At 41.7% G+C, this 22568-nt stretch carries 22 protein-coding genes and 1 pseudogene; 12 read left to right on the top strand and 11 right to left on the bottom strand.

The window, feature by feature from the left end:
• Window positions 1-174 precede the first annotated feature (174 nt).
• Window positions 175-1098, top strand: coding sequence for a class I SAM-dependent methyltransferase (locus tag CV014_RS05935; RefSeq protein ID WP_236141181.1), 924 nt, complete (start codon window positions 175-177; stop codon window positions 1096-1098).
• Window positions 1088-2053, top strand: a complete 966-nt coding sequence (locus CV014_RS05930) for a PrsW family intramembrane metalloprotease (RefSeq protein ID WP_236141180.1) — start codon at window positions 1088-1090, stop codon at window positions 2051-2053. The genes CV014_RS05935 and CV014_RS05930 overlap by 11 nt, the downstream gene beginning before the upstream one ends.
• Window positions 2054-2413: 360 nt before the next feature.
• Here the strand turns inward: CV014_RS05930 and rpsU are convergent, their stop codons facing one another.
• From rpsU to CV014_RS05910, 4 genes are all read right to left on the bottom strand, one after another.
• Window positions 2414-2608, bottom strand: a complete 195-nt coding sequence (gene rpsU / locus CV014_RS05925) for a 30S ribosomal protein S21 (protein WP_103137440.1) — start codon at window positions 2606-2608, stop codon at window positions 2414-2416.
• A gap of 121 nt (window positions 2609-2729) precedes the next feature.
• Window positions 2730-3038 carry an RNA recognition motif domain-containing protein gene (locus CV014_RS05920; protein ID WP_236141179.1) on the bottom strand — a complete coding sequence of 103 codons (309 nt, stop codon included), beginning with the start codon at window positions 3036-3038 and terminating at the stop codon, window positions 2730-2732.
• Between the two features lie 189 nt (window positions 3039-3227).
• Window positions 3228-4100 carry a 3'(2'),5'-bisphosphate nucleotidase CysQ family protein gene (locus CV014_RS05915; RefSeq protein WP_236141178.1) on the bottom strand — a complete coding sequence of 291 codons (873 nt, stop codon included), beginning with the start codon at window positions 4098-4100 and terminating at the stop codon, window positions 3228-3230.
• Entirely contained in the window at window positions 4097-4969 is an 873-nt protein-coding gene (locus CV014_RS05910) for a sugar kinase (protein WP_236141177.1), read from the bottom strand. Before CV014_RS05910 ends, CV014_RS05915 begins: the two co-directional genes overlap by 4 nt.
• 67 nt (window positions 4970-5036) lie before the next feature.
• On the opposite strand from CV014_RS05910, the pseudogene rsmI reads away from it, so the two are divergent.
• From rsmI to CV014_RS05895, 3 genes and pseudogenes are all read left to right on the top strand, one after another.
• Window positions 5037-5899 (top strand): annotated as a pseudogene (gene rsmI, locus CV014_RS05905) (16S rRNA (cytidine(1402)-2'-O)-methyltransferase).
• 3 nt (window positions 5900-5902) lie between these two features.
• Entirely contained in the window at window positions 5903-6046 is a 144-nt protein-coding gene (locus CV014_RS05900; RefSeq protein WP_236141176.1) for a hypothetical protein, read from the top strand.
• 32 nt (window positions 6047-6078) lie between these two features.
• Entirely contained in the window at window positions 6079-6789 is a 711-nt protein-coding gene (locus tag CV014_RS05895) for a Uma2 family endonuclease (RefSeq protein WP_236141175.1), read from the top strand.
• Between the two features lie 14 nt (window positions 6790-6803).
• Here the strand turns inward: CV014_RS05895 and CV014_RS05890 are convergent, their stop codons facing one another.
• Window positions 6804-7004, bottom strand: a complete 201-nt coding sequence (locus tag CV014_RS05890) for a hypothetical protein (protein WP_236141174.1) — start codon at window positions 7002-7004, stop codon at window positions 6804-6806.
• Between the two features lie 288 nt (window positions 7005-7292).
• Here CV014_RS05890 and mnmE point away from each other — a divergent pair, with 288 nt between their 5' ends.
• The 3 genes from mnmE (at window position 7293) to CV014_RS05875 (ending at window position 9800) form a co-directional block, all read left to right on the top strand.
• Window positions 7293-8684 (top strand): tRNA uridine-5-carboxymethylaminomethyl(34) synthesis GTPase MnmE, encoded by a 1392-nt coding sequence (gene mnmE, locus CV014_RS05885; protein WP_236141173.1) that lies wholly within the window; start codon window positions 7293-7295, stop codon window positions 8682-8684.
• Between the two features lie 117 nt (window positions 8685-8801).
• Window positions 8802-9017, top strand: coding sequence for a hypothetical protein (locus CV014_RS05880; RefSeq protein WP_236141172.1), 216 nt, complete (start codon window positions 8802-8804; stop codon window positions 9015-9017).
• A 12-nt stretch (window positions 9018-9029) separates the two neighbouring features.
• Window positions 9030-9800 (top strand): SDR family NAD(P)-dependent oxidoreductase, encoded by a 771-nt coding sequence (locus tag CV014_RS05875; protein WP_236141171.1) that lies wholly within the window; start codon window positions 9030-9032, stop codon window positions 9798-9800.
• Window positions 9801-9825: 25 nt separating this feature from the next.
• On the opposite strand, the gene CV014_RS05870 is transcribed toward CV014_RS05875, so the two are convergent.
• Window positions 9826-10362 (bottom strand): hypothetical protein, encoded by a 537-nt coding sequence (locus tag CV014_RS05870; RefSeq protein WP_236141170.1) that lies wholly within the window; start codon window positions 10360-10362, stop codon window positions 9826-9828.
• Window positions 10363-10598: 236 nt separating this feature from the next.
• Here CV014_RS05870 and CV014_RS05865 point away from each other — a divergent pair, with 236 nt between their 5' ends.
• Complete coding sequence (locus tag CV014_RS05865) at window positions 10599-11771, top strand: DUF262 domain-containing protein (RefSeq protein ID WP_236141169.1); 1173 nt, start codon at window positions 10599-10601, stop codon at window positions 11769-11771.
• A gap of 25 nt (window positions 11772-11796) precedes the next feature.
• The gene (locus CV014_RS05860; RefSeq protein WP_236141168.1) at window positions 11797-12834 is read left to right on the top strand and encodes an MAE_28990/MAE_18760 family HEPN-like nuclease; all 1038 of its coding nucleotides are present in this window, start codon (window positions 11797-11799) and stop codon (window positions 12832-12834) included.
• Between the two features lie 92 nt (window positions 12835-12926).
• Here the strand turns inward: CV014_RS05860 and CV014_RS05855 are convergent, their stop codons facing one another.
• Together CV014_RS05855 and smc are read right to left on the bottom strand one after the other, a co-directional pair.
• Window positions 12927-13904 (bottom strand): PRC-barrel domain-containing protein, encoded by a 978-nt coding sequence (locus CV014_RS05855; RefSeq protein WP_103138315.1) that lies wholly within the window; start codon window positions 13902-13904, stop codon window positions 12927-12929.
• Window positions 13905-13962: 58 nt separating this feature from the next.
• Complete coding sequence (gene smc, locus CV014_RS05850; RefSeq protein WP_236141167.1) at window positions 13963-17610, bottom strand: chromosome segregation protein SMC; 3648 nt, start codon at window positions 17608-17610, stop codon at window positions 13963-13965.
• Window positions 17611-17833: 223 nt separating this feature from the next.
• Between smc and CV014_RS05845 the strand changes: the two genes are divergently transcribed.
• On the top strand, window positions 17834-18256 hold the full coding sequence (locus tag CV014_RS05845; RefSeq protein WP_236141166.1) for a putative toxin-antitoxin system toxin component, PIN family: 423 nt from the start codon (window positions 17834-17836) through the stop codon (window positions 18254-18256).
• A 5-nt stretch (window positions 18257-18261) separates the two neighbouring features.
• Window positions 18262-18489: a toxin-antitoxin system HicB family antitoxin gene (locus CV014_RS05840; protein ID WP_236141165.1), complete on the top strand. Its 228-nt coding sequence runs from the start codon at window positions 18262-18264 to the stop codon at window positions 18487-18489.
• 195 nt (window positions 18490-18684) lie between these two features.
• On the opposite strand, the gene secA is transcribed toward CV014_RS05840, so the two are convergent.
• The 3 genes from secA to CV014_RS05825 form a co-directional block, all read right to left on the bottom strand.
• Window positions 18685-21474, bottom strand: coding sequence for a preprotein translocase subunit SecA (gene secA / locus CV014_RS05835; protein WP_236141164.1), 2790 nt, complete (start codon window positions 21472-21474; stop codon window positions 18685-18687).
• A gap of 170 nt (window positions 21475-21644) precedes the next feature.
• The gene (locus CV014_RS05830; protein ID WP_236141163.1) at window positions 21645-21926 is read right to left on the bottom strand and encodes a hypothetical protein; all 282 of its coding nucleotides are present in this window, start codon (window positions 21924-21926) and stop codon (window positions 21645-21647) included.
• Window positions 21927-21964: 38 nt separating this feature from the next.
• Window positions 21965-22498: a cytochrome C gene (locus CV014_RS05825; RefSeq protein ID WP_236141162.1), complete on the bottom strand. Its 534-nt coding sequence runs from the start codon at window positions 22496-22498 to the stop codon at window positions 21965-21967.
• Between the last annotated feature and the right edge of the window lie 70 nt (window positions 22499-22568).

Below are 22568 nucleotides of genomic sequence, written 5' to 3'. Positions count from 1 at the left end.
TAATTTCAACGTAAAAACCCTATACTATGAGCAAACTTTTTATACTTATAAATGTGAAGCTATAAGGACGCAAGCGTGTAATACCAATTCCCCATGCCCAATTCCCCATGCCCCATACCCCACATCCCATATTCTGCTGTATTTTAAAAAAGGCTATTCCATGCAAACTAAATTATGACTGCTGCTGTAAAAACTGCTCCTGGCCTAGCTTCTCGCTTGGTGAATGGCATACTAGGAATTAAGCCTGTAGCTAGTTTTGCTAAACACCAAGCGCGCCAAATGATGATTAAACGGGCTGAAAAAATTGGCGTACCTTGGACAAATGAAGTTAAAACTCTCCAGGCGCGTGATTGGACACAGGATTTAGCTCAAGTTCAAAATCCCCAGCTTGCTTATCCAGACTATTATCTGACTTCATTTCATGCTTACGAAACAGGGAATCTGAGTTGGCAAGCGGCTTTTGAAGTAGAACCAGCAGCTTACGCGGTTCACGCTAAAATTTGGCAGGGGACTGAGGCGCAAGGTGATGCAAAATTACGCCAAAGTTACCATGATCTTCTCAAAGCTCAAATTTCTCACGCGCCACAAACTATTCTGGATATGGGATGTAGTGTGGGTTTAAGTTCATTTACTCTACAAGCATTCTATCCCCAAGCCAAAGTCACAGGCTTAGATTTGTCTCCCTATTTCTTAGCGGTTGCTCACTATCGCGCTCAACAGCGTCAAGCTAAGATTAACTGGGTTCATGCTCAAGCTGAATCTACAGGTTTACCAGATGCTAGTTTTGATTTAGTCTCCATTTGTCTTGTCTGTCATGAATTACCCCAGTCAGCAACTCGGCAAATTTTAGCTGAGGCGCGGCGTGTATTGCGTCCTGGTGGTTACATTGGAATTATGGATATGAATCCACAATCGGAAATCTATAAAAAAATGCCACCGTATATTTTAACTTTGCTCAAAAGTACAGAGCCGTATTTGGATGAATATTTTAGTTTGGATATTGAGCAAGCTTTAGTAACAGCAGGTTTCCAAACACCAGCTATTACTAGTAATACTCCTCGTCATCGCGCTATTATTGCTCAAGTGAGTGGCTGTTAATGATTTTGTCTTACTGCTGTGGGCAGTTATACCACCACTGCTATTTTTAGGTTATTACTATTACCGCGTCAGCATTGCCCCACCTGTGCAACTTCTGTTGTTGTTATTTGTGGTTGGGGCAGTATCTGGTTTTTTAGCTTTGGGTTTACAATTAGGTTTTGAAACTGTTGCTCACAGATGGTTGCATTGGCGACAAATCCAGCGTGGGATTTTTGGTGCTACTGTCAGACAGTTGATTGCGATCGCTCCCATTGAGGAAGGGTGTAAATTAATTGCAGTTATCATCCCCACATTATATTTACAGCGTCGGTATCAACTGCGATCGCCTAGTGTTTTCTTCTTTACCATTGCGGCTGCTTTAGGATTCACCGCCGAAGAAAATTGGATTTATTTGTATCATGGTACAGCCACGATTTTTGAGCGCAGCATCGGTACACCAGTCCATGCGATGTTCTCTGCGCCTTGGGGATATGCTTTAGGAAGATATTTATCAGCAACGGCGCAGATAAATCGATATAAAAATTTATTTATTTTGGCTTGGATTAATTCTCTATTTTTTCATGCTTTAGTCAATATTTTTTCTATTGCTGGACGTTATGCTTCTGCTTTACAGTTGCTTAGTTATGGTTTATTTCCGTTGCTGTTGTGGATGTTTTGGCGTATGGAACAGCTACTACACCGAGTTCAAAATCAACCACCCATCATATTAATATCTGGGCGTACACGCCAACATCGTTACTGGCAAAGAGGATTATTATTCTTGGCGATGATGTTGGGTGGAAATGCAATTTTGGGGCTATTTTTGTTAGTAAGAGTTCTCAGTCCTTTAAGTCCAGCACAGCTTTTATATTCTGATATTTTGTGGTTTATATTCAGTAGATTTTTACTAAATTTATTTTTTGGGATTTTAGCTTGGTTAATTTATTGGTATTTACGACATGGAAATCGAATGTGATACTGAATTGCGATAGGTAGTATTGTTTCAAGATTTGGGAATAGGCTAATACCAATTCGCAATTCGCAATTCGCAATTTGCAATGGACTAACGTCCCGCTACGCTCTAAGCGCAGCTATGCCGCAGGCTTTACGCAATTGAGAAATCCTGACTTGACAAGGGTTTTCGGATTTGGATCTGTTTCAAGATTTTCGTGAATTGGTATAAGAATCTAGGTTTTCAATCCAAAATCTAAAATCCAAAATCCAAAATACTATAAGAACCCCGCATTCTTAAAGAAAGCGAGGTTCTTAATGTAAGGTTACTTGAAGCTGATGCGACTATTTTGCTAATAGATGCTTGTCTATAAAGATATGCAGCTTACCTGTAGCGAGAACGGTTTCGATGATTTTGCTTATGTCTAGCAACTGCTTTCCGCTTTTCTTTTTCTAACGGTGTCTCGAAGTGACGTTTCTTTCTCATGTCTTGGAAAATTCCCGCTTTGGAAACTTCCCGTTTAAATCTCCGTAATGCTGAATCAATGCCTTCGTTCTCCCCTAAAACTACTTGTGTCATTCTCATTCCTCCTTTATGTGGATGAATAGTTGAAGACTGGAGACAAAAAAAATATCCCAGCAGGTCGAGCCTTTGGCTTTATCTGCTGGAGACTCTAAAGTTAATTTTGTGAAAAAATCTCTTAGTAGCGGCGACCACCGCGATTGTTATTACCCCAACTGCCACCGCCACCGCGAGGGCTTCTTTCTTCACGGGGTTTAGCTTTGTTAACTTTCAGATCGCGCCCCATCCATTCAGCACCATCAAGGGCTTCAATGGCAGCACTTTCTTCAGCCTCTGTTGCCATTTCAACAAAGGCAAACCCGCGAGGACGACCTGTTTCACGATCAGTTGGTAGCTGAACGCGATTAACCTTGCCATATTCTGCGAAGGCAAGCTTCAAGTCTTCCTCTGTAACTTGATAGGACAAGTTACCGATATAAATTGACATACAATGTCTCCGAATTGAACAAGTGTAGAGAGTTAAATTCGGAGAGACGCTTTTTATAAATCAAAAGGAGTTACTCAACCGAAGATAATTCTGATATTCACAAGCATAACACAGCGATAGAGGATTCGCTGTAACAACTGGGTAATATAAATGAAAATTTAAGGGCAGTGCATCACCAGGAAAGTTTTCCTAATGGGAGGTGTTTGCTAGCTGCTCTAATATTTCTGCTGCTGCTTGACACAGGGTATTGTGATACTGAGTATTACTTGCGAGCAATCCACCCCATTGATTGACATCGCCAGTATTGTATTGTAGCAGATTTCCATTGAAATGAGTAAACTGTCCGCCGGCTTCTGTCAAAATCAGTTCTGGTGCGGCTATGTCCCAATCTTTGGGGGCTGATTTCCCAGACAGAGAAATGTAAATGTCTGCTTGTTGTTCTAGAATGGTAGCGATTTTACAGCCGACACTACCCACAGCTTTTTGATGGTGTAGGGGTAAATTTTGCAATAAATATTCTAAGGTGGGGTGGCGATGAGAACGACTCACAACTAGGGTTAAATCTTCAATAGGCTTGGTGTTGGGACTAGCTAGCAGGTTGACGGGAAAAATACCATCGCGGGTTTCGACGAATGTACCGCCGCCTTTAGTGGCATAGTATAGTTTCCCTTTTTCTGGTAAAACTACCACAGATAACACTGGTCTGTGTGCTTGCACTAGGGCGATGTGAACTGCGTAATCTCCGGTTTTGTCGATAAAGTCACGCGTGCCATCTAGAGGATCAATAATCCATACCCAATCATGTGTATGCTGTTGATTAAGTTGAGATTTATAGGTTTCTTCACTAACGTAAGCAAAATCTGCGTTACCTAAAGCAGCTTGTAGCTTTTGTAAGATGTATTGACTGACAGTGACATCTGCAACAGTGACAGGTTCGTTTTGTTGATATTGGATATTGAGGTTAGAGTCTGTGGCAGTGCCGTGATAGTAGGATTGTAATATTTCTGCTGCACCCCAACCAACGGCACGAGCGATCGCTAGTATTTCTTGTAAGTCCTTCATGTATTCTCACTCCTTAATTCCATCCAGCGACGCGTACCAAAATGTTGACAAGCTGCGGCTGCAATGTTTGCTGCTTGGTTGAGAGCCTGAGTAAAATCAGCTTGTAAAATATAGTGGCAAAAAGCACCGTGAAAAATATCTCCAGCACCTAGTGTATCAACTGGCTGGATGGCAGGTATAGTAATATTCCCAAATTGACCTTGACTGGTATAGGTAATGGGTTGTTCTCCGTGGGTAATGGCGATGTGAGGAATTCCCAAAGTTTGGAGATAGGCGAAAACTTCTGCTTCGGAGTGACAATTGGGGGGATGAAAGTTAGCCGAGCAAATGGCGTAATCTGTTAATGGTAAGACTTGCTCAAAACCAGCTTTCCAACTACCACCGTCTATAACTACGGGGATATTGAGAGATTTAGCCATGTTAGCGATCGCATATCCCACTTGCATTTGATGTCCATCGATGAGGACAATATCTATATTCTTTAAGATATCTGGTGGAATTGAGGCAACATCGGCCGGAGTTTTCACGGCGTTGATAGAAATTACTGCTCGTTCACCTGTAGATTGGGTGACAATAATTGAGGATACAGGTGGTGCTGTATTGATGCTAGGTGCAAGATCAGCGATCGCTACATGATATTTACTTAAATCTCCCTTAATTAATTGTGTCATCGGGTGCGAACCCAACACACCTAAAACTGTAGCTTGATTCCCTAAATAACTAAAAGTTACAGCCGCGTTAGTAGCTGGGCCACCTGCTGCTACAGTGTAGTCAGATGCAACTAACTTTTGATTATTTTGAGGGGCAGATTCAGCTAAGTAAATTAAGTCTAAGGTGATTAAACCTACAAATAAGGCGTTAGTAGTCATTAGTCAATAGTCAATAGTTAATAGTCATAATCCCCAATCCCCAATTCCCAGTCCCCAGTCCCCATTCATGCAGACAGATCCCAAACCAGGAACACTATATATAGTCGGTACACCCATCGGTAATTTAGAAGATATTACCTTGCGGGCGGTGCGGATTTTGCAGAATGTGGATTTGATTGCGGCTGAGGATACGCGCCACACGGGGAAACTCTTACAACATTTACAGGTGAAAACACCGCAGACAAGTTACCACGAACATAATCGCAGTAGTCGCATCCCAGAATTATTAGAGCATTTACAAAATGGTAAAGCGATCGCTTTAGTCAGTGATGCTGGTATGCCAGGAATTTCTGATCCTGGGTATGAATTGGTGAAGGCTTGCGTTGAAGCGAAAATCCCCGTAGTACCTATTCCTGGTGCGAGTGCAGCGATTACAGCGTTGAGTGCGGCGGGATTACCTACAGATAAGTTTGTGTTTGAGGGGTTTTTACCTGCGAAAAGTCAGCAACGGCGGGAACATTTGGAAACTTTACAAACAGAATCTCGCACTATAATCTTCTACGAATCGCCGCACCGATTACGAGATACTTTACAAGACTTAGCAGATATTTGGGGAAGCGATCGCCAAATTGTACTGGCGAGGGAGTTAACTAAGTTGTATGAAGAATTTTGGAGGGGAAGTCTTGAGGAAGCGATCGCCCATTATCAACAAAAAGAACCCCAAGGGGAATACACTTTAGTAGTAGCAGGAAATCCCCCAGTCAAACCCTACTGACAGAAGCACAACTCAAAACTGAACTAGAACAATTAATTCGTCAAGGTGTATCGCGATCGCAAGCTAGCCGACAATTGACTAAATATACTTCCCTGAATCGGAGTCAAGTTTATCAAATTGCGCTAGGGATTGATATTAATGGAAATGGGGGATAGGGAATGGGGAATGGGGAATGGGGACTGGGGACTGGGGACTGGGGACTGGGGATTGGGGACAAGGTAGACAAGGTAGACAGTATTTCTCATACCCTCTGCCTAATGCCCAATGCCCAATGCCCTATTCCCTATATATATTTTTGTTAGGCTAAATTTATAGGACTGAGAGATTTGCTGCCATGTCTGTAGCTGAAGATTTAACAAACCCAGAATATGTTATCTTTCCTCCAGGGGATTTATACAGTGATGAGCCACCTTTGGAAAGTTATTTACATTTACAGCAATTAATCCTGTTATTAAACACCTTAGAATGGTTGTGGCAAGACCGCAATGATTTTTTTGCGGCTGGTAATCTCACTATTTTTTATAGTCCAAGACAGTTAAAATCAGAACATTTTCGCGGCCCCGATTTCTTCGTGGTATTGGGAACAGAACGCAAACCCCGTAAAAGTTGGGTTGTTTGGGAAGAAGACGGAAAGTATCCCAATGTGATTATAGAACTACTATCAGATTCTACTTCGTCTACTGATAGAGGCTTGAAAAAACAAATCTACCAAGACATATTCCGCACGCCGGAATACTTTTGGTTTGATCCAAATAATTTAGAATTCCTTGGGTTTGTTTTACTGGCTGGTAAATATGAACCAATAACACCCAACCCCCAAGGTAGGTTATGGAGTCAGCAGTTAGAGTTATATTTGGGGGTTGAACAGCAGAGTTTACGGTTCTACACAGCTGACGGTGAACTCGTGCTGACACCAGCAGAAGTTGCACACCTGGAAATGCAGCGTGCTGAACAAGAAAAACAGCGTGCTGAACAAGAAAAACAACGCAGCGATCGCTTGGAGGCGAAGCTGCGAGAATTAGGTATAGATCCAAATACTATTTAATTTTCCAGGGTTATTTACTGTTCGTCAGGAAAAACCCATTTCGGTGGTTCTGTCATCTTTCGCTTGAGACGTTCTTCCGCAATTTGTAGCATTCTATCCAAAGAAGTCTCGGCGATAAATTTTGATGCGGCTTCTCTATACTCAATGTTTGGGCATTGATCCCCTAAAACACAACCGTTAATGCAGGCTTGCGCGCAGTTAATTTTCTGCTCCACTGTCAATTCCTCTCTGACTCTAAAATCGGGACTGGGGATAAAGGCAAAAGGTAAAAGGCAAAAGGCAAAAGGAAAAAGGTAAAGTATCTTTTCCTTTTTACTTTTTCTGGGGCTGGGGACTAGGAAAAGTAGATTTTGATTCTTCTGTTGTGATTTTCTACTTTACAGATAGATTTTACCTTGCTGTATGATCTCAAATTAGTCTAAATACTTACCATTTGAGAATAAAGGCTAGTCAATAGTTTTCCCTTGACTTCCCCTACACCCTTCCCTTACACCCCTCCCCCTATGTCTCAACAATTCGCCACGACTGGAACTATTGCTGCGATCGCTACTGCTGTTGTCCCCCAACAGGGTAGTGTGGGTATTGTGCGGGTGTCTGGTGTTGAAGCCATGACTATTGCTCAAATTCTGTTTTACGCCCCAGGGCGACAAGTTTGGGAAAGTCACCGGATTCTCTACGGTTACATTCGCCATCCCCAAACACTACAGCTTGTCGATGAGGCTTTGTTACTCATCATGAAAGCACCTCGTTCTTACACCCGTGAGGATGTGGTGGAATTCCATTGTCACGGCGGAATTATGGCTGTGCAGCAGGTGTTGCAACTGTGTTTAGAAAATGGTGCAAGACTGGCACAGCCTGGAGAATTTACCCTGCGCGCCTTTTTGAATGGCAGATTAGATTTAACCCAAGCAGAAAGTATTGCTGATTTAGTTGGTGCGAAATCACCCCAGGCGGCTCAAACTGCTTTAGCTGGGTTACAGGGAAAATTAGCTCATCCCATCCGGCAGTTACGCGCTAACTGTCTGGATATATTAGCAGAGATTGAGGCTCGGATCGATTTTGAGGAAGACTTGCCTCCGTTGGAGGATAAACAGATAATAGCAGATATTGATTGTATCGCCGCAGAGATTACTAAATTATTAGCTACAAAAGACAAAGGTGAACTGCTGCGTACAGGGTTAAAAGTAGCAATTGTGGGTCGTCCGAATGTGGGTAAATCTAGCTTGTTGAATGCGTGGAGTCAGAGCGATCGCGCCATTGTTACTGACTTACCTGGCACAACTCGCGATGTCGTAGAGTCACAGCTTGTGGTGGGGGGAATTCCCATACAGGTACTAGATACAGCAGGCATTCGGGAAACAGCCGACCGAGTAGAGAAAATAGGAGTCGAGCGATCGCGCCAAGCTGCCAACACAGCAGATTTAGTTTTGTTCACCATCGATGCTGCTACAGGTTGGACAGATGAAGACCAAGAAATTTACACACAAGTACAACACCGTCCATTAATTCTGGTAATTAATAAAATCGACTTAGTAGAACAGCAATTAATTAACTCTTTAGAATCTGCCCACAATATTACTCATATTGTCCACACAGCCGCAGCCCAAAAACAGGGTATTGATGCTCTAGAAACTGCAATTTTAGATATAGTTCAAGCCGGTAAAGTACAAGCGGCTGATATGGATTTAGCTATTAATCAAAGACAAGCTGCTGCACTCACCCAAGCTAAAGTTTCTCTGGCGCAAGTACAAGCCACAATTACCCAACAGCTACCTTTAGACTTTTGGACAATTGATTTAAGAGGTGCAATTCAAGCACTAGGAGAAATCACTGGCGAAGAAGTAACTGAATCTGTCCTTGATAGAATTTTTAGTAAATTTTGTATTGGCAAGTAAAATATCTATTTGTTTATTTTTGGTGAAATATCACCTTAATCAAGGAGTTGAATATTATGATTCATGTTTGATTGTTGAAAAAATCCGTACATTTTTCCCTTCCCCATTCCCAAGATCATGTTTGATAATATTCCAGTGAAAGTTCTTGGTTGTTTAAAACCAGGAGAGATTACAGTCATCGCATTGCCAGGTGTTGGTATGGTAGACGGAGGTATTTTATGGGAAATACCAACGGAAATGATTCCTGTGTCCCTCAGAATGCCTAATAGTGAATTTATAGTGGTTTGTGATAGACAAAGTGGTAATTTTATAGAGATAATACCCAAATCATAAATTAATACTAATATGTCTTATTTTGCTGAAATTAATCATGGTAATGCCCTAATTGTAGGAGCAAGTCAAGGTATTGGGTTAGGTTTCGTCAAGCAATTACTGCAAGATGAAAGAATCACCAATATTTATGCAACTTATCGCCAACCAGAATCTGCTGCTGAATTACTAGCATTAGCAGATAAATATTCTCCCCGTCTAACTTGTTTGGTGTTAGACATTACTGATGAATCACAAATTTCTGAAGCTACACAAAAAATCCGCACTCAAACCGATAAATTAAACTTAGTAATTAATTGTGTCGGACTACTGCACGACGGAGATTTACAACCAGAAAAAAGCCTAAGACAAATTAATGCAGATAATTTATTACGTTACTTCCAAGTAAATAGTATTGGTGCTGTACTTCTAGCTAAACATCTTTTGCCCCTATTTCGTAATAATGAGCCTGCTATTTTTGCTACCATATCAGCTAAACTAGCCAGCATAGTTGATAATCAACTTGGTGGTTGGTATGGTTATCGCGCCTCAAAAACTGCACTTAATATGTTTATGAAAAATGTGGCGATTGAGTATGCTAGAAGTTGTCCTAATACTGTAGTTATAACTTTACATCCTGGTACAACTGATACACAACTTTCTCGACCATTCCAACGCAATGTAGCAGCAGAAAAACTATTCTCAGTTGAACGTACTGTTACTCAATTACTAGCAGTTATTGAAAAATTACAAAAAAGTGATAGTGGGCAATTTTTTTCATGGGATGGGAATAGATTACCTTGGTAAAATTTACCACGACACAAATTTGTTTTTAAATTGGATAAGTATCTTTTAAAGTACAAGAAAAACTCAATTGACCAGTAAATTTATTAAAATAGGAGGTACAGTTGCCAAATTTATTACTAAAAGTTTGGTTTGGTGTTACTTTTCCAAGTTCGACGCGAATTTTAGCATTATTTTCTTCAATACTGATGTTAGTAGAATTTCTACCACCTTCATTAGTGGAAGTTAGTTTAACACCACCGATAATATTAGCCTCTACTTCTGGGTTGAGTGGAATCAATAGTTCTTCGTGAGAAGTGGACACTGTTTCTAAGGGAATAGCAAAATCTTTCTGAAAAATCTCAGTCGCAGTTTCTAGCCCTGGATGTGCTTGATTGAATTGTGCAATTCCCATATCATCAAGATCGAAGCGATCGCGACGTGTACCAAAAGCATACCAACCCAGTTCACAATCCCATACCCAGTGGAGATTGGTGCCATCATATTTTTCAAAAGCTATACAGCGTTCCCACGGACAATTTTTGCTGTCTGGGATTTTAGGATAAGCAAGTTGCACTTTTACCATTTTTTATAGAAGATAGAGAATAGGAAATTTACTTTTTTTATAAATCTTACAAGACAAATATATTACATAAATTGCTATGTAACTAGTGTTGGTACAGTTATATAAATCTTATTGGAATAATATTTGTGGCGGACTACTAATAAAAGATAGCCCTTTCGTACATTATTTGCATAATCAATAATAAGATATAATTATAGATAGAAATTAACAGTCTTATATTTATAAGGATATAGACAATGATTCTTCTTGCACCAACAGAGCAAAAAATGTGGGAAAAATCACCCTCTAGAAATCAAATCAGAATGTCTGATTATGATATCAACAAAAAGTATGAGTCTGGTGAGCAAAGAATATTAACTGAAATGAACCGTGAAAAGCTACCTAGTTTTGTGGAAGCTTTAAAAAAGCCTGGATATATGGATGTGCGTCCTTTTTACCAAAGAAGAACTCGATGGGATGCAAAGAAGCAATCAAGATTAATAGAGTCATTCTTGATTAACATTCCTGTACCTCCAATTGTGCTTTACGAGAAAGATTTTAACTGTTATGAAGTTATGGATGGTCAACAAAGAATTACTGCACTGCATGATTTTTATAGTAACCGTTTGAAATTGACAGGACTAGAACTTTGGCCAGAACTAAATGGTAAGACATATGCTGATCTTCCGATCAAAGTAAAAGCGGGTATTGATCGTCGCTCCATATCATCTATAGTTTTGATTACCGAATCAGCGTCTGATCCTGAAGAAGCATTGCAATTAAAGCAACTTGCCTTTGAAAGACTAAATACAGGTGGTGTCGCTTTAAGTCGCCAAGAAGTACGTAACTGCCTGTATTATGGTAAATTTAATCAACTCTTACTTAATCTTGCTAATAATTCTACATTTGCGGAAGCTTGGGAAATTCCAATTGATAATCAGGATGAACTTAATAAAAATAATCTATATAAGAAGATGGAAGATACTGAGCTAGTTCTTCGTTTTTTTGCTTTACGTCATATAGAAGATTTTCGGAGAGGTATGGAAGGATTCCTGGATTTATATATGATGAAAAGTTTAAATTTTTCCGACGAAGATATAGAATTTCTTAAAGATATTTTCGTCAAAACCATTAACTTAGCACATCAAATATACTCAAATAATTTATTTAAACCATTTGATCCTAATACTGACACATGGCAAGACAAATCTTATAAAGCTTATTATGATGCGGTTATGGTCGGCTTTAGTAGACATTTATCAAATGCAGAGACTTTGTTGGAAAGAAAGTTAATGGTAATTGAGCAAACAAAAAGACTGTTCCGAGAAGATACATCCAAACTATTTACTGGTGGAGGGCGAACCCAGTCTGATATGAAGGAAAGAATCAGATTATTTGATGAAATGCTATCTCAAGTCATCGCAGGTTAAAATAGCGATGTTTCAGAATATATTAATGACAGTAAGAGTTAATATTAATACTGTCCGTTCCATTATTAAAACTAATGATAGGCTGATGGAGATCGCGTTTGCTTCGGATGCTGTTATGAAGACAGAAATACACGAAGAAACAGAAATCATAATAGGTAAACTTTTACAAGATATACCGAAAGCGAAAGAGTGGAGAATTTACGACCACTGTGCTGTAGTAACACGATTATATGCAATCTATGAGCGTTTTGTAGAAGAATTAATCAGTGATTGGTTAATACTTTTACCAGGCTTATATCAACGTTATTCAGATTTAGAGGAAACAATCAGAAATACTCACCAGATGGGAGTAGGAAGATTACTAACTGAACTTAAGAAAAGCAGGTATGAACATCTGACTTCTGAAAAAGTTATGCAAGGTTTATTTTATGGAAATACCGGTGAAAAACAGTATGAATTACTGCCAGATGCTTTTCTTATTCATGAACAGAACTTACGGAAGGAAACTCTAGAAAGACTATTTGCAAATGCTGGCATACCAAATACTTGGATATGGGTAGAGAAACATAGATCCATCCAAAATTTCTTAAAAGAAATTAGAGGAAATCAAAATACTGCGGAAGGTGAACTTAATGAATTTATTGCCTATCGTAATGATGCAGCACATGGATTTCCTGATCAGGTTCTTGGTGCTAGTGCATTATTAGAATTATGCGACTTTGTAGATTCTTTATCTCAGGCACTTGCCGAATTAGTAACTTATGAGGTGATAAAACGTAAGGAATTCATAGGGCAGATTAGAGAATTTGGAAAAATTACTGAGTGGTTTAAGAAATCTAATGCAGTGGTTGCAATAGTTAAAGAGGTTAAATTATCTGTTGGGGAAAAAGTTTTCCTGGTCAATGAAAATACATCTTGTTGTTATTTAGTTGCTATTAATAGTATTAAAATTGATGATAAGCCAGTGAATGATCTGCAAGCAACTACTGAAATGGAAGTGGGATTGCAATTTGATTTGAGTGCTAAGAAAGGGTTGCGACTATATCAATTAGAAGTTGAATAATCAAGTATTTGAAGCACTAAAGTAAATTTATAAAAACCATAAAATAACCCCAGTCCTGTGAATCAAAACTGGGGTATTTTTATGTAAAGCCGTTAATATCCGCTTTCTTCTTCGTATTCTGGCTGTCTTTCTTTGACTTTCTTGGGAATATTCACAGGTTGTGGGGGTGTATCTTCCCAAGCGTCGCCTTCTACATCATCATAGTCGTCGTAATCGTTGCTGTAGGGCTTGTAGGGTTTAGCTGGTGGTTCTTTATATCTGTCTTTGTCTGCGGCTTCATTACCCCAGTTATCTTCTTCGTCTTCTTCGTATTGAATGGACTCGTAAGACCGCGCCTTCATGACTTCACGCCGTGGTCTTTCTTCTTCTATGTAGTCCTCATTCCATTCTTCTTCTATGGCTACAGGTTCGGGGGTGCGGACTTTGGGCTTGGGTGGCTGTAATGGTACACCACTGGGGAGTTGATTAGAGGGTGCGACAGCGCGGGGTGCGGAGTAGTATTCTTCTTCTGCGCCTCTTTCCCAAGGTGCTTTACCGATACCTAGTCTTTCTAGTACGCCGACTGTTAATTGGTTAACTCGTTCTTCAGCCCCTTCAAATACAATCAATCTACTGGGGCCTGTGCTGACAACTTCTTCGATTGATATTTCGTAGGTACTCAAAAACTGGTCGGGAATTTGCGGAACTCCCAGGGAGGCGATAATAATGGAGGTTAACTTACCTGTTTCAGCTTCAAACTTAAAGCCCCGCACTCTACCTAAGACTTCACCTGTCTCGGTGATGACTTCCCAGTTCATCAAGTTGCTGAAAGCTTCAACTTCAACGTCTTCGATGACATCTTCATTATCTACCAGGATGACATCACCGAATTGGTTGATGCTGCTCAGGTACATATAGCGCGGTAGACCAGAGATAGAGATCAGGCTGTCTCGCAAACCAAGAGCCACAACCTCTCTTTGATCAATATCTACCCAAACTTGGCTGACTATACCTAATCGTTTGCCATTGTCGCGGGTAATTACCTGGGTATTTAATATGTCGGAACGCCTAATTATTTGTTCAGAGGTCATTCTATACGGAGTCCTGATCTCGAATCCGGTTTATCTATACACTATTATTAACAAAAACTCAAGCAGATGTATGGGAAGATTGTAATTTAATTCCCAAAACTTGGGTGTAAGCTCCCCTTGCCTGAGTAACGCCAATGGTGCGTTCGGCTGATTCTATCATCGGACGACGTAAACTCACAACTATGAACTGGGCTTGTTGTGCCTGTTTTTTAATCATTCTTGATAAACGTTCAACGTTTGCCCCATCCAGAAACATATCTACTTCATCAAAGGCGTAAAAGGGTGAAGGGCGGTAGCGTTGCAGCGCAAATATAAAGCTTAAAGCGGTGAGGGATTTTTCTCCCCCAGACATAGAAGCGAGTCTTTGGACTGGTTTTCCTTTGGGGTGGGCGACTAAATTTAAGCCACTAGCAAAGGGATCTTCGGGGTTATCGAGTTGCAGGTAGCCGTCACCATCGGACAGGGTAGCGAAAATTGATTGGAAGTTTTCGTTGACAGCGTCGAAGGCTTCTTTAAAGGCTTGTTGTCTTAACGTGGTAAAGTTTTCAATCCTTAGAAGTAATTCGGTGCGTTCGGCTTCTAATGTCTGCAATTTTTGGCTGAGTTCTTCGAGGCGGTTTTGGGTGCGTTCGTATTCTTCCAAAGCCAACATATTCACAGGTTCCATTGCCTGTAAGCGTTTGGCTAGCGATCGCAATTCTTTCTGCAATTCTTCTAAGTCTACCTGATCGGGGACTTCCGGCAAAGGATTGGGTAATTCGGGGGCGAGTTCCTGTAATTGGCTTTGCAGGGCTGCTAAATCTTCACGCCGTTTGAGTTGGCTTTCTTCTAGCTTTTGAATTTCCCATTCTAATTGTTGCTGACGCAGGAGATGCGATCGCACTTGTTGTTCTAATGCGTCCCGTTTTTGTTTCTCTTCACCCAAATTTTTCTCCATTTCACTCATTTGGGCGCGGGTAGCAGCGATTTGAGTGCTGAGGGCTGAGTGCTGAGTGCTGAGGGTGGCGATTTGGGTTTGTTGGGTTTGTTGTTCTTGTTGATATTGGGTGATGCGTTGTTCGGCTTCTTGGATGCGTTCTTGCAGACGTTGTTGTTGATTCTCTAAATTTTTTAATCGTTGTTCGGCTTCTCTAAAAGCGGTTTCCCGTTGCTGTAATTGCTGTTCTTGGATTTTTATTGTCCCTTGGATTTGTTGCCATTCGCTGGGGGTTTGGGAGGCTTCTAAATCGGCTAGGGTGTGGCGTAATTGCTGTAATTGCGTTTCTTGTCCTGGGAGTTCATTATCTAATACTTCCAGACGAGTTTGGGCGGTGTGAAATTTTTCGGTGTTTTGGGTGAGTTGCGATCGCGTCCCTTCTAACTGGGCTGTTAAACTTTTAATATCTTTTTGCAACTGTTCCAATTGCAACTGCTGTTCTCGCCTTGCTTGACGCGCTTCCGTGAGTTCTTGGGATAATTGCTTACTTCTAGATGATAAAGTAGCGATCGCTTCCGTACAACGGTCTAAAATTCTATCAATATCCTGCAAACGCTGCTTTAACGCCACGGCTTCATCTGATTCCGCCGCTTCTCCTTTCCCGAAACGTAACGCGGAACGCTGGTTCATGCTACCGCCAGTCATCGCGCCACTAGTTTCTAGTAATTCCCCATCTAAGGTGACGATGCGATATAAACCGAGATTTTTCCGCGCCTGTTCTAAATTGCTGAATACAACTGTGTTACCGAAAACATAATTAAATACATCCCGATAACGGCGATCGCATTCTACTAAATTCACCGCATAGCTGACAAAGCCGTTAGCTAACCGCAATGTTGCATCTTGGGTTATTTTAGGAGCTTGAATTTTGTTTAGGGGTAAAAAAGTTGCTCTTCCGGCGCGTTTTTGCTTGAGTAATTCAATTCCGGCGGCGGCGATTCCGTCATCGTCCACGACAATATGCCCTAAACGCGCCCCCGCCGCAATTTCTAACGCCAATTGATAACGGGGTTCAACCCGTCCCAAATGCACCACCAAGCCGCAAACGCCAGGTAATCCTGACTGAATAATCACCTTACTGGCTTGCGTTCCCTGGACTTCTTGCTGTGCTTGAGTTTGTGCATCGATTTTATCTAACTGACGCTGCTTTTCCCGTTGTTCTTGCAATAACCGCTTTTGAGTTTCTTGCTGGATTTGTAATTCCTGTTCAGTGGCGGTGAGATTTTGAGCTAAATCTTGAATGGGTTCACTAGAAGTATTAAACTCGGCTTCTAACTTAGAACATTCCGCTTGTTTTTCTACTAATTGCGGCTCTAAATTAGCAATTAACTGCGTTTCCTCTTGAATTAACTCCTGTAACTGATTATTCCGTTCTCTCAGTTGTGCTTGTTCAGTGCGCTGTGGTTCTAGAGTTTGCAGCAAAGTTTCAATCTGACGATTGAGTGCAGTTTGTTGCTGTACCCAAGCTTCCGAAGCTGTAGCGATCGCTGCGGCGGCTTCACGGGACTTTTCTAAAGCTTGTTGAGCTTCATCCCGTTGCTGCTGACAATAGACAATAGATTGCTGTTCTAAACCCTGTGCTTGGGCGATTTCACTCAAACCCTGGTGATGCTGTTGAATTTCCTGCTGAGTTTGCGTCAACCGCCTTGCAGATTCTTGGGAAGCGTTAGTTAACTCCGCTTGCTGACGTTCCAGTTGCTTGCGTTCCGCCTCTTGGGTAGCCAGGGTAGATTGTACTGCTAATAATTCCTCCTCACCCAAAGCTTTAACGTGGGCATTGAGTTGCTCTAATTCCGCCGTTTTTTGGGCAATTTCCCCATTCAGACTTGTAAGTTGAGTAGTAGATTCCGCATAATTGCGATCGCCCGCTTGAATTTCCGTCGCTAACTTTTCCTGCTGTGCTTGCAAAGAACGCCAAGATAACACCGCTTCCCAAGATTGCTTATGCAAGTATTCTGTTCGTAACTTTTGATACTTCTCTGCCTTGGCTTTATCTTGAGACAGGCGATCGCGCTGTAAAGTTAACTCATTCTCAATAATCCGACAACTATCTTCCTTTTCCTTCACCTCATCCAGAGTAGCCTTAGCCTGATTAATCTTACGGTCAAAAGCCGCCACCCCAGCCAACTCATCAATAATTTCCCGACGTTCCTTAGCATTCATCGAGATAATACTAGTTACATCCCCTTGCAGCACCACGTTATACCCTTCTGGGTAAATCCGCAGATCCTCCAACTGCTCATGCAACTCCGTCAGTGTGCAGGATACACCGTTAGCATAGTAATTCGACGTATAAGTCCCTTGATGAGTCACCCGTAACTTTCTGGTGACACTCCATTCTGTTGGCTTATGGCCATTACCATTGCCATTTACAGTTGGCTGCTCTTCCGTTTGTTCCTCATTTTGTAATAATTCTTCATCACTGTTAACTACTCTTAACTGATCACTAGCATCTACCAAATCAGATAAATCAAAAGTCACAGTCACACTAGCTTCTACCGCCGCGCGACTTTTCGCCGTTTGAGTATTATTCACCAAATCCGGTAGGCGATCGGCGCGCATCCCCTTAGAACTAGCCAGTCCTAAACAAAACAGCAGCGCATCCAAAATATTCGACTTCCCCGAACCGTTTGGCCCAGAGATGACGGTGAACCCCTGTAGCAAAGGAACTGAGGTAGTCCCACCGAAGGATTTAAAGTTAGTGAGTTCGACGCGCTTAATATGCACCATAGGTGCTAAATCATAGGGATAATGAAGGACAAGTGTATCAATTAATGAAAAATTAGCAAGTAGTTCATACCAGATAATCCAGATTTTTTCACCCTAGCGACTCCCAAGCCAGGATTTATCAGTATGTTTATACTACAGCATCCTACCAGATTGACAAGGTGAGACGAGTGATTAGTTCTTTTAGCTAGAGGTTTTATGATAGCGTATATGCTATCATAATTACATGGCGATTAAAATTGTAGTTGATACCAGTGTTTTTATTAGTGCGCTTATTAGCTCTCAAGGTATAAGTCGAGAACTGATTAGACGCTGCTTGACAGGTGAATATCAACCTTTAATGGGTAATGCTTTATTTTCTGAGTATGAATCGGTAATTCAAAGAGAAGAAATTATTGCCAAATGCCCTTTAAATAGTGAAGAAATTTTTGTTTTACTAGCATCATTAATGAGCGTAAGTCAATGGATTTCTATTTACTATTTATGGCGACCTAATTTAAAAGACGAAGCTGATAATCATTTAATTGAGTTAGCAGTTGCGGGAAATGCTCAAATCATTGCAACTTACAATGTTAAAGATTTCCAAAATGCTCAATTATTGTTTCCGAACTTATCAATCTTAAAACCAGAAGAAATTATTAGGAGCTAAACAAAATGTCAACATTAACTATCCGTTTACCAGAGGATAAGCATAATAGATTGAAAGAACTTGCTCAAGCCAAAGGTATCAGTGTCAATAAACTGATTGAAGAACTTTCTACTATTGCTTTGGCAGAATATGATGCCTACACAAGATTTAAAGCAATGGCTGCTGTTGGCAAGCCAGAAGAAGGCTTAACAATACTAGCGAAACTTGATGCTCTGATGGAAAAGCGGTTGTAAGTCTCAATTTTGAAAACTCCGGCGTTGCTGATTGAGAATATGAATTGTCTCACGCAAAGGCGCAAAGGCGCAAAGAATCAATATTCTGCTGTGTATAAAAGTCCCAATTCATCCCGCATTTATGCAACGCCAAAAAAACGCAGAGGCACTTCTAAAATTCTCTGCGCCTCTGCGTCTTTGCGTCAAATTATTTCCTTACACCATCTCAGAAGTTTGCACCATTGGCTGCGGCTGCGGCTGGAACATGAACAGCGAGTAGACCACATCTCGGCGGATGTTGACCATCATATCCAAGAACAACTCATAACCCTCGCTCTTATACTCAATAAGCGGGTCTTTCTGTCCGTAACCACGCAAACCAACGGACTCACGCAAAGCGTCCATTTGTTGCAGGTGTTCCCGCCACAGGGTATCGATGCGCTGCAAGATGAAGAAACGTTCAGCTTGACGCATCAATCCTGGCTGAATTTGGTCAATTTGCGCTTCCTTGAGGTCATAGGCAATGCGTACCTGTTCATGCAGGAAGGCTTTAATCTCGCCCATTCCCATGTCTTCTAATTGACTAGCCTGCATATCAGATAGCAAATAGACGAACTCCTTAACTTTCTCCACCAATTTGTCTAGTTCCCACTCTTCCGAGGGCAAATCAGGGTTGATGTAGTAGTCAACGATATCGTCCATCGTCTTCTCAGCGTACTTAATCACCTGTTCTTTCAGGTCTTGACCTTCTAAAACCCGGCGACGTTCGGCGTAGATGGCGCGGCGTTGGTTGTTCATCACCTCGTCATACTCAAACACCTGTTTACGGATGTCGTAGTAGTAGGTTTCAACTTTCTTTTGCGCGCCTTCTAAACTGCGGGTTAACATTCCCGACTCAATGGGCATATCGTCTTCTACGTTGAAGGCTTCCATTAAACCGGCAACGCGATCGCCTCCAAAAATCCGCAGTAGGTTATCCTCTAAACTCAGGAAGAATCTTGTTGAACCAGGGTCGCCTTGTCGTCCGGCGCGTCCCCGCAACTGGTTGTCAATCCGGCGTGATTCGTGGCGTTCTGTACCAATGACGTGCAGTCCACCCCGTTCTATCACTTCATTATGTTCGCGTTCGGTAAATTCTTCGTATTCCTGCTTCACCCGCTTGTAAGCATCCCGCAATTTCTGAATTACGGGGTCGTCGGTGGGTGCTTTCTCGGCGGCTACGGCGATTTTATCTTCTGCTTCTAGTTCTGGTAAAGCGCGATCGCCATACTCACGCACCGCAAAATCTACAGCTTCTTTTAATAATTTTTCGGCTTCTTGAGAAAGTTGGGTGGGGAAAATCTCTGGTGAAGCTTTCCAAGTTTTGACTTTCTTCCCAGGGGTGAAACCTTGACCGCCGCCATGTCCCCCAGGTAAACCAGATGCCCTTTGTACACCAAATACATCTTCGTCCTCTGGTCTGACAATTCGAGGCATCAAATATTCCCGCAGTTTCAAGCGCGCCATGTATTCGGAGTTACCACCAAGGATGATATCCGTACCACGCCCCGCCATGTTGGTAGCGATAGTTACAGCCCCTCTTCTTCCTGCCTGAGCGACAATTTCCGCTTCCCGTTCTACGTTTTCTGGTCTAGCGTTGAGTAATTCGTGGGGAATGCCTTGTGCTTTGAGTAATTGGCTGAGATATTCCGATTTTTCTACACTAGTAGTTCCCACTAGGACGGGTCTGCCTTGTTCGTGCATTTCGGCACATTCATTAGCGATCGCCCGCCATTTACCTGTTTCTTTCTTAAATACCAAATCAGATAAGTCTTCCCGTTTTCTGATTCTATTGGTGGGAATAACTGTAACTTCTAATTTGTAAATCTTCTCAAACTCAGCTTCCTCTGTCTTCGCTGTTCCTGTCATCCCTGACAATTTGGGATACAGCAAGAACAAGTTTTGATAAGTAATTGTTGCCAAGGTTTGGGTTTCTGGCTGAATTTCTACGTGTTCTTTAGCTTCAATGGCTTGGTGTAAGCCATCACTCCAGCGTCTTCCAGGTAACACCCGTCCGGTAAATTCATCAACAATTACTACTTCCCCATTGCGGACAATGTAATTCACATCTTTGAGGAACAGTTCTTTGGCTTTAATTGCATTAAAGACAAAGTGCGCCCAAGGATCTTCGGGGTCGAATAAATCTGTTACACCCAAAAGTTCTTCCGCCTTTGCGAAACCTTCATCTGTTAAGAGAACGTTACGAGCTTTTTCGTCCACCTCATAATGTTCTTCAGTTTTCAGCGTCAAAGCAATTTCCGCCGCTTTGAGATACTTTTCTGTCGGTCTTTCTACCTGACCAGAGATAATTAAGGGTGTCCGCGCCTCATCAACTAAGATTGAGTCTACTTCGTCAATTACACAGTAGTTAAAAGGACGCTGCACTACATCAGCCATTGATGTAGCCATGTTATCTCGCAGATAGTCAAAGCCGACTTCGCTGTTAGTAACGTAAGTTATATCACAATCATAATTTTTCTTACGTTCACTGGGATTCATGGTTGATTGAATTAAACCCACACTCAAACCCAGAAAACGATGCACCTGTCCCATCCATTCTGCGTCCCGACGAGCCAGGTAATCATTCACCGTGATTACGTGTACTCCCTTACCTGTAAGAGCATTTAAATAACTCGGTAAAGTAGCCACTAGGGTTTTACCTTCGCCGGTTTTCATTTCCGCAATTTGCCCAGTGTGCAGAATCGCACCGCCCAATAACTGGACATCGAAGTGTCGCAACCCTAAGACTCGTTTTCCTGCCTCTCTCACCACGGCAAAGGCTTCTGGCAGAAGATCATCAAGGGTTTCGCCTTTGGCAAGCCTTTGTTTAAACTCTGCTGTTTTGCCTTTCAAATCTTCATCAGAAAGAGCTTGTATCTCTTCTTCCAAAAGATCAATTTCTGTAATGTAGGGTTGGTATTTTTTCAGCTTACGAGCGTTGGGGTCGCCCAACAAGAGTTTTAGCATGGCAGATTATGGAACTAAATTGAGGGGATGGGAATTAAAAGGGTTTGATTATTATATTGATTATAAGAACTTAACCCAACCTAGCCATTGTATGTAAGTAATGGATAGGTATGAGAGGGAAATTAACTCAAAAACAGCAAAATAGCAAAATTAAGGTTCCATCTATATATCTAGATGATCCGTTTGATTTCGCGGTTTAAATTGTAAACTCCTTTAATAGTATCATTTCGCCCACAGATGAGGAGTGGTGAGTGAGGAGTGCTGAGTGCTGAGTGCTGAGTGCTGAGTAATGAGTGCTGAGTGCTGAGTAATGAGTGCTGAGTGCTGAGTGCTGAGTGCTGAGTAATGAGTGCTGAGTAGTGAGTGAAGAAATAAAATCTACCTTGTCTACCTAGTCTACCTAGTCTACCTAGTCTACCTAGTCTACCTTGTCCCCAATCCCCAATCCCCAATCCCCAATCCCCAATCCCCAGTCCCCAATCCCCAATCCCTACTCCGAACCCAACTTGCGAAAATTATACTCCTTCGCACTCGGATGACAACTGACACAACTGCTGATCTGCAAAGGTTGCGGTAACTTGACTTGGGGATGTAATGCTTTAAAATAGCGAGAATTACTCACCCGATAAGGTGTTGCTTCGTCTTTTAAGTGAGAACGAGAGAAAGTGGAAAGATATCTCCACACTAGATTCCGACTGGGATCTAATAAAGGCTTGATATTTACGCCGTAGTGTTGTGACTCTTCTAAGATGTTTTTCCAAGTTTGGGTGGGCAAAACCGCCGGTGGTAATGCAATGTGACAACTAGAGCAATTTTCTAAATATAGTTCTTGTCCTAGTTGATATCTGGCAGGAACTACGTCAACTGTACCAATGTCTGATGTGGGGGTGGCACTTTGCGCGCTAGTAGCTATGGCTAGTAACCAACCCATAACCAAACTCCAAAGTAGAATGGTCAAGATTAATCCTAAAGGACGGCGTTTGAGTTTGGGTTTACGGGACTTACGTTTTACCAGATTTGACATTCCTCACATTCCCAGATACTTAGATTTATCCCTTATTGCTCATAATAAGACTTAAGCTGCATTGACGATG

Source organism: Nostoc sp. CMAA1605, from assembly GCF_021596505.1.
In the GTDB taxonomy this organism is placed as follows: Bacteria; Cyanobacteriota; Cyanobacteriia; order Cyanobacteriales; family Nostocaceae; genus Trichormus.
Note: the sequence above shows the minus strand (reverse complement) of the source record. Positions and strands in the feature narration are given on the sequence as shown.